The organism is Streptomyces sp. NPDC035033 (assembly GCF_040636735.1).
Lineage (GTDB): Bacteria > Actinomycetota > Actinomycetes > Streptomycetales > Streptomycetaceae > Streptomyces.
Genome location: NZ_JBEZUZ010000162.1, coordinates 1 through 7,948 on the forward strand (window position 1 = coordinate 1; position 7,948 = coordinate 7,948).

The following is a 7,948-nucleotide window of genomic DNA, read 5'->3' on the forward strand; positions in this document are numbered from 1 at the left end:
CCTGCTCGCCCGCCGCGATCACCGGCTCGATCGCCTCCTCCAGGTGCCCCGGCCACTCCAGCGAGGCCCGCGAGTAGATCACCCGCTGGGTGACGGGCCAGACCCTGGTCCTCGTCGACGAGCACCCGCTGAGGGGCCCGGCGGCCCGCTGGCACAACACGGCCGCCGACGCGCTCCTGCGCTGGCGCCACCGGAGGATGCTGGACCGGCTGGAGCAGGTCGCCGTCGCCGAGCGGGACCGCTCGCTCGCCGGCGCCCCCGGCGGCCCGCGCCCGCCCTCCGGTGACGACGGCGGCGGCCGGGACCGGGGCCGGTCATGACGACGCCGGACGCGGTGGTCATCGGCGCGGGCCCCAACGGCCTGGTGGCGGCCAACGTCCTCGCGGACGCCGGCTGGCACGTCGTCGTCCTGGAGGCGCGCGGGGTGCCCGGCGGGGCGGTGCGCAGCGACCGGGGCGTCCACCCCGACTACGTCCACGACGTGTTCAGCGCCTTCTACCCGCTCGCCGCGGCCTCCCCCGTGCTCCGGGGCCTCCGGCTCGACCGTCACGGCCTGCGCTGGCGCCACGCGTCCCACGTCGTGGCCCACCCCCTGCCGGACGGCGGGGGCGCGGTCCTCGACCGGGACCTCGGCCGCACGAGCGCTTCCCTGGAGGCGTTCGCGGAGGGCGACGGCGCCGCCTGGGAGGATCTGCACGACTGGTGGAGCGGGTTCCGCGACGACCTCCTCGAAAGCCTGTTCACTCCCTTCCCGCCGGTCCGGCCCGGCCTCTCGCTGGCGGCCCGGCACGGGCCGCGGGAAACGCTCCGGCTCCTGCGGACCATGCTGCTGCCCGCCCGCCGCTTCGGCGAGGAGCACTTCGCGGGCGAGGGCGGACGGCTGCTCGTCGCCGGGAACGCCCTGCACGCCGACCTCGGCCCGGAGTCGGCGCTCGGCGGCGGCCTGGGGTGGCTGATGTGCATGCTCGGCCAGGACGAGGGCTTCCCGGTGCCGGCGGGCGGCGCGGGCCGCCTCACCGACGCCCTGGTGGCCCGGCTGCGCGAGCGGGGCGGCGAGCTGTACTGCGGCCACCCGGTCACGGAGGTCGCGGTCCGAGGGGGCCGCGCGGTCGGCGTGCGCACCGCCGACGGGGCGCGGGTCCCCGCCCGGCGGGCGGTCCTCGCCGACGTCCCCCCGCCCGTCCTGTACGGCCGGCTCGTGGCCGAGCGGCACCTGCCCCCGGCGGTCCGCCCCGATCTGCGCCGCTTCCAGTGGGACTTCGCCACGTTCAAGGTGGACTGGGCGCTGTCCCGTCCGATCCCGTGGAGCTTCGCCGGCGCGCGGGGGGCCGGGACCGTCCACGTCTCCGACGGGGTCGACGCGCTCACCCGCTTCGCCGCCCAGCTGGCCACGGAGCGGGTGCCGGACGTGCCGTTCACCGTCCTCGGGCAGATGACCACGGCGGACCCGGACCGCTCCCCGGCGGGCACCGAGTCGGCGTGGGGCTACACGCACGTGCCGCAGTGCGTCCGGGCCGACGCGGGGGACGACGGCCTCGCGGGACGGTGGGACGAGCGCGAGAAGGAGCTGTTCGCCACGCGGGTCGAAGCGGGCGTCGAGCGCCTGGCACCGGGCTTCCGGTCCTCGATCGTGGCCCGCCGCGTCCTGGCCCCTCCCGACCTGGAGTTCCTGAACCCCGCGCTCGTGGGCGGCGCCGTCAACCAGGGCACCAGCTCGCTCCACCAGCAGCTCGTCCTGCGCCCGTTCCCCGGCGGCGGCCGCCCCCACACCCCGGTCCGCGACCTCTACCTCGCCTCCGCCGGCGCCCATCCCGGCGGCGGCGTGCACGGCGCGCCCGGCGCCAACGCGGCCCGGGCCGCCCTCGGGACGTTCCGTTCCCTGCGCGCGAACGCGCTCCGCCGCCGGGTGAGTTGACCCGGATCTCCCCCGGGAGGCCCGGCGGGCTGCACCCGCGACACCGTCCTGGCGATGGGCCGCCGGCCGTTCGACCCGGCCCGCATCGCCGTCCCCGTGGACCTCCGGTACGGGCGGGAGGACTCCGGCCCGGACCCGCTGTCCCGTGCCCGCGAGGACCGCGCCCGGCCTGACCCCACGTCACGGGCGGGCCGCCTCCCTCGGGTCCGCCGGCGCACCGGCCATGGCACGGTCGCGGGCGGGCCCGTCCCCCGGAGCCCGGGCCGGCGGGCGCCCCTCCGGCCCCGTCGTCCCGCGCGCCGGCCACCACATCGCCCGTCCCAGCAGCGCCGCGACCGCCGGCACCAGCAGGAGCGACAGGACGAAGGCGGACAGGAGGATGCCCAGGGCCGTGGCGAAGCCGATCTGCCGGGTGGACGGGTCGGCGTTCACGGCGAGGCCGCCGAAGGAGGCCGCGAGGACCACGCCGGCCGTGGCGACGGCCGGTGCCGTGTGGCGTACGGCCCGGGACACGGCGGCGCGGGCCGAACCGGCGCGGGCCGTCTCCTCGCGCAGGCGGTCGCCGACCAGGATGGTGTAGTCGGTGCCCAGGGCCACCACGAACAGGAACAGCACGAGCGGCAGGACGAAGTTCACGCCCGGTTCGCCGCCCAGGTGCTGGAAGACCAGCGCGGAGGCTCCGAGGGTCGCCGCGAAGCACAGCCCGACCGCGAGCATCAGGACCACCGGCGCCGACAGGCTGCGCAGCAGTACCAGCAGGATGAGCGCGATCAGGGCCGCGGCCACCGGGAACACCGTCCGCAGGTCCCGGTCGACGGCCGTCGCCACGTCGGCGAACACGGCCGCCGTACCGCCGACGTGGGCCGTCAGTCCGGCCGGCACCGCCTCCCGTACGGCTTCGCGCACCGGCCCGGACACGAGGTCACGCGCGCGCTGCGTCCGGGCGTCCGCCGTCAGGTAGACGTCGATCCGGGCGGCGGTGCGGCCGGCGGCGAACACGGGCGCGCCGACCTCGCCCACGCCCTCCGTCCCCGCGAGCGCCCGGGGCAGGCCGCCCAGCGCGGCGGTGTCCAGGGGACGGCCGTCGTCGGCGGTGACGTACACCGTCGTCGGGTCGGCGACCCCCGCAGGAAGGGCGCCGGCGATCTCCCGGGCCGTCGCCGCGGACGCCGTGTCCTGCGGGGTGCCGCCGGTGGCGAAGTCCATGCGGATGCCCGTCGCGCCGGCCGCGAGCGCGCCGAGGAGCGCGACCGACGCCACGAGCACCGACAGCGGGCGGCGTGCCACCAGCTCTCCCGTACGGCCGGCCAGGCCGGGCCGCTCGGCCTTCGTCAGGCTCCGCGACGGCCAGAACATCCGGCGTCCGCTCACCGCGAGGAGCGCCGGCATCAGGGTCAGGCTCGCCACCAGCATCACCAGGACCGACACGGCCACCGAGGGGCCGAGCACCCGGAACTGTCCGAAGGACGCCACGCCCAGCGTCGCGAAGGCCGCCACGATCGTCAGCGCCGCCGAGGTCACCGCCGTGCCCACCCGGCCCGCCACGTCCGCGGCCACCAGGCGGTGGTGCTCCTCCGGACGCCGGCGCAGCTCCTCGCGGAAGCGGAAGAGCAGGAAGAGGAAGTAGTCGACGCCGATGCCGATCAGGACGGTGCCGATCATGCCCGGGGTGCCGGGGTCCAGGTCGAAGCCGGTCAGCAGGGCCGCTCCCACGACCGTGCCGGCGGCGGCGCCGCCCACCACGGACACCGCGAGCAGCGGGACCAGCGCGGCCAGGACGCTGCGGAACACCAGCGCGTTGATCAGCACGATCAGTCCGACCATGACCAGGCCGACCACCGTCTGCGTGGTCTTCTCCGCGTCGGCGCGGTCCACCGTGTCCGCCAGGCCGCCGGTGAAGCCGGTGCGCAGCCCGGCCTCGGCGAACTCCTGCTGGGCGCGGTCGTGGAAGACGCGGTACACGGAATGCATGCCGGGGTCGGTGGAGTTGCCCCGCAGCCGTGCGCCGAGCAGCGCGAACGACCCGTCCGGCGCGGTCATCGCCGGTACCACGCGGGGCACCTGGGAGTGGTCCTCGGAGATCCCCTCGATCTGCTCGTCCGTCCACGGCATCTCCACGCGCGTGGTGCTCAGCCGGCGCGCCACCTCGTCGACGCGCCGCCGGTCCGCGTCCGCCAGCGGCTCGCCGTCGTTCCGCGCCACCAGCACCGTCACCACGTCGGCGTCGGGCTCCGCGCCGAACTCCTCCCGGGCGATCCGCAGCGCCGCGGCCGCGTCGTACTCCGGGGGCAGGAAGCCGGCGCTGTCGGTCTGGGTGACGCGGAAGACGAGCGCCTGGCCCACGAGGGACAGGAGAACGCCGACCACCGCCCACACGGCGATGACCCGCCAGGGTCTGCGGGTCGAGAATCCGGTCAGGGCACGGATCACGGAAGTCCTCCGGGACGGGTACGGGGAGACGGGGCCGCGGCGTCACGGATGCCCGGGCGGCGGCCCGTGCCGGGCGGTCCCGGCACCTTTCCAGCACATCAGCGGCGCCCGGCCCGCACCTCGGAGCCGGGGACGAGAAACCGTCTGGGAGCACGGCCCCGCGTCGCCCCGCTCCTGGGAGCCTGCTCCCAGTCCCCGTTCGCTCCCGGTCCCGACGGCACGCCTCCGACGTGCTGGGAGAATGGAACGCACGGCGGGCGGGCCGCGGGGCGTCCGGCCGCCGCGGCGGTCTCCGGCAGAGCACGGACACGGACAGGGGGCGGACATGGGACGGCGCGCGAGCGGGACGCGCTCCGGCGCGGAGGAACGGCACGGCGGGCTCCCGCTGTGGAGCCGGCACGACGGGCTCGTCGCCGCCGGTGCCGCGGCCGTGGACCTCGTCGGTTTCACCGTCATCGGCCAGCTGGAGCAGGGGCGGGTCTCCGTGACCGGCTGTCTGATCGTGGTCGCCGCCGCCCTGCTCCTGTCGGCCCGCCGCCGCACGCCGCTGGGCGTCCTCGCCGGCGTCCTGGCGCTGAACCTGTCGCTCAACTGGTTCAGCACCGTCGGCCAGCACTACGGCGGCGCCACCGTCGTCGCGCTCTTCACCGTCGTGCGCCACCACCGTCCGGCGGTCGGCGCGGCGGCCGTCGCCGGCTGCGTCGCGGTGCTCCAGTTCGTCCACCCGGTGCTGCCCGCGCCGTCCCTGCCCGAGTTCGTCGCCAACGTCGCGTCCGCGCTGTCGGTGGCCGGTGCCGCCGTCGCCGTCGGCCGCTGGCAGCGCAACGCCGAGACGCAGCGGCGGCTCCTCGCCGACCGCGCCGTCGCCGACGAACGGCGCCGCATCGCCCGCGAGCTGCACGACATCGTGGCCCATCACCTCACCACGATGCAGCTGCTCGCCGGAGGCGCCCGCGCCAACCTCGACCGGTCCCCCGAGACGGCCCGCGAGGCGCTCGTCACCCTGGAGGGCTCCGGCCGCACCGCCCTGCGCGAGATGCGCCACCTGCTCGACGTGCTGCGCGCCGGCGACGAGGGCGACGAGGGCGAGGCGACCGCCCCACAGCCCGGCATCGGCGACCTCGACCGTGTCGTCGAGGACAGCCGCCGCGCCGGTCTCCCCACCACCCTCACCACCGACGGCGACCCGCGGGCGCTGCCGCCCGGTGTCGCGCTCGCCGTCTTCCGCATCGTCCAGGAAGCCCTCACCAACGCCCGCAAGCACGCCGGCCGCGGCGCGCGGGTCGACGTGTTGCTCGCCTACGCCGCCCACGAGGTACGGGTCACGGTCACCGACGACGGCGCGCACCCCGCCCGCCCCTCCTCGCGCGGCCCGGGCTACGGGCTCGTGGGGATGCGCGAGCGGGTCGCCCTCCACGGCGGCACCCTGTACGCGGGGCCGGAGGGCGGAGGCTTCACCGTCCGCGCCCGCCTGCCCCTGCCCGCCGACCGTCAGGAGGCGTACGCGTGAACGCGGCCGTGAAGGTCCTCATCGCCGACGACCAGCCCCTGGTCCGCCGCGGCCTCTCCCTGATGCTCGCGCCGGAACCCGGCTTCGAGGTCGTCGCCGAGGCCGCCGACGGCGCCGAGGCGGTGCGCCTCGCCCATGAGTTCCGGCCCGACGTGGTCATCATGGACATCCGCATGCCGGTCCTCGACGGCATCGCCGCCACCGGGCGCCTCGCCGCCGAGCTGCCCGGCTGCCGCGTCCTGGCCCTGAGCACCTTCGACATGGACGAGCACGTCGTGGCCGCGCTGCGGGCCGGCGCCTGCGGCTTCCTGCCCAAGGACATCTCCCCCGAGGACCTCGTCGCCGCGCTGCGCGTGGTCCGTGACGGGGAGGCCGTTCTCGCCCCGCGGCTCCTGACCCGTCTCATCTCCACGCACGTCACGGCCCCCGGCCACCGGAGGACGGCGGGCCCGGCGCCCGCGGCCGCCGACGGGCTCACCCCGCGCGAGCGGGAGGTGTGGCGGCTGATCGCCGGCGGCCTGGACAACACGGAGATAGCCGACCGGCTCGGCGTGAGCGCCTCCACCGTGAAGAACCACATCACCGGCCTCTTCGCCGAGCTCGGGGTCCGCGACCGGGCCCAGGCGGTCATCGCCGCGTACGAGACGGGTCTGGTGACGGCCCGCCGGCAGGACTGATCCTCCCGGCGGTTACGGCACTCCCACGAGCGTCTCGCACCACGTCGCCGTGTCGGACGCGCCCGCCTGACCGTCGCAGTGGTCGGTGGCGGCGCCTCCGTCGAGGCGGTCGTCGCCGGGCCCCGCGAAGATCCGGTCGTCGGCGTCACCGCCGCGCAGGACGTCGTGGCCGCCGGCGGAGCCGACGGTGGCGTCCGCGTCGAAGTTGACGTTGTCGCCGAAGAGGGTGTCGGCGCCGCCACGGCCCTCGATGACGTCGTGGCCGGCCGCGGTGACGGAGGTGTCGCCGACCGAGCTCTCGCCGATGAGGAGTTCGTCCGTCGCGCCGCCGAGGATGCGGTCGTGGCCGGCGCCGGTGGCGGGCCCGCCGGCCGGGTCGTTGATGTTGTGGTCGCCGAGGGCGAACAGGCCCCCGTCCGCACCGAGGTCGATGAGGTCGTCGCCACCGGCACCGCGCGCCGCCGTCACGCCCTCGCTGTCGCCGATGGCGTTGTCCCGGGCGCCCGTACCGGCGAGCAGGACGTCGTCGCCCGCACCGGTCGCGGAACCTTCGAGGGGCGCGGCCGAGTCGCCGAGGAGTCCGTCGTTGCCGCTGCCGCCCTCGATGCGGTCGTTGCCGCCGCCGACCGCGTCGCCGCCGCCGAGGCTCAGGCTGTCGCCGTCGAGGTGGGGGTCGTTGCCTGGCCCGCCGTAGAGCTGGTCGTTGCCGCCGCCGGCCGCGTCGCCGTTGTCGGACTGGGAGTCGCCGAGCAGGTTGTCGGCCCCGTCGCCGCCGTACAGGACGTCGTGTCCGCCACCGACCGCCGGCCCGTTCTCGACGTACACGTCGCCGTTCAGGTCGTCGTCGCCGCCACCGCCGTCGAGGCGGTCGTTGCCGAGACCACCGGAGACCAGGTCGTCGCCGCCGAGGGCGCAGACGGTGTCGTTGCCACCGCGGCCGTCGATGACGTCGGCGGCCGCGGAGCCGACGATGACGTCGTTGCCGGGGGTCCCCGTGATCGTGCCGGAGCCGGTGAGGGTGGCCGGCAGCCCGAGGCAGGTGGGCTGGGCGGCGACGGCGGTCGCGGGCGTGCCGAGGAGCAGCAGGGCCGCGGCCGCCAGGCCGGTGGTGAGCGGACGGGCCATGGAGGACCTCCGTGTCTGGGGGGTGTCGACGCCGAACGGCGCCCGCTCCGGACGCTAAGCGGGCCACCCCCACCCGGCGACCGAGGCCCCGTCAACCGGGTGAGTTCCGGAGCCGTACGAGTGCACGGAACGCCACCTTGACGACGCGGAACGCAGAAAAGCCCCGCACCAGAAGGTGCGGGGCTTTCCCACAATGATTGTTCGGCGGTGTCCTACTCTCCCACAGGGTCCCCCCTGCAGTACCATCGGCGCTGAAAGGCTTAGCTTCCGGGTTCGGAATGTAACCGGGCG

The 7,948-nt window shown here is 76.3% G+C and carries 6 protein-coding genes and 1 rRNA gene; 4 read left to right on the forward strand and 3 right to left on the reverse strand.

Annotation, left to right across the window (positions count from 1 at the left end; translation table 11 throughout):
• Positions 1 to 89 precede the first annotated feature (89 nt).
• Together AB0E83_RS34275 and AB0E83_RS34280 are read left to right on the forward strand one after the other, a co-directional pair.
• Positions 90 to 320, forward strand: a complete 231-nt coding sequence (locus AB0E83_RS34275) for a hypothetical protein (RefSeq protein ID WP_362120556.1) — start codon at positions 90 to 92, stop codon at positions 318 to 320.
• A complete protein-coding gene (locus AB0E83_RS34280) occupies positions 317 to 1,915 on the forward strand; it encodes an NAD(P)/FAD-dependent oxidoreductase (protein ID WP_362120546.1) in 1,599 nt (532 codons plus the stop codon). Before AB0E83_RS34275 ends, AB0E83_RS34280 begins: the two co-directional genes overlap by 4 nt.
• Before the next feature lie 180 nt (positions 1,916 to 2,095).
• Here AB0E83_RS34280 and AB0E83_RS34285 read toward each other — a convergent pair whose 3' ends face one another.
• A complete protein-coding gene (locus AB0E83_RS34285; RefSeq protein WP_362120548.1) occupies positions 2,096 to 4,345 on the reverse strand; it encodes an MMPL family transporter in 2,250 nt (749 codons plus the stop codon).
• A gap of 325 nt (positions 4,346 to 4,670) precedes the next feature.
• Here AB0E83_RS34285 and AB0E83_RS34290 point away from each other — a divergent pair, with 325 nt between their 5' ends.
• Both AB0E83_RS34290 and AB0E83_RS34295 read left to right on the forward strand, forming a co-directional pair.
• Entirely contained in the window at positions 4,671 to 5,855 is a 1,185-nt protein-coding gene (locus AB0E83_RS34290) for a sensor histidine kinase (protein WP_362120550.1), read from the forward strand.
• A complete protein-coding gene (locus AB0E83_RS34295) occupies positions 5,852 to 6,532 on the forward strand; it encodes a response regulator transcription factor (protein WP_362120552.1) in 681 nt (226 codons plus the stop codon). The genes AB0E83_RS34290 and AB0E83_RS34295 overlap by 4 nt, the downstream gene beginning before the upstream one ends.
• Before the next feature lie 12 nt (positions 6,533 to 6,544).
• On the opposite strand, the gene AB0E83_RS34300 is transcribed toward AB0E83_RS34295, so the two are convergent.
• The gene (locus tag AB0E83_RS34300) at positions 6,545 to 7,657 is read right to left on the reverse strand and encodes a calcium-binding protein (protein ID WP_362120554.1); all 1,113 of its coding nucleotides are present in this window, start codon (positions 7,655 to 7,657) and stop codon (positions 6,545 to 6,547) included.
• A gap of 199 nt (positions 7,658 to 7,856) precedes the next feature.
• Positions 7,857 to 7,948: ribosomal RNA gene (gene rrf / locus AB0E83_RS34305) — 5S ribosomal RNA — on the reverse strand; the annotation flags it as partial.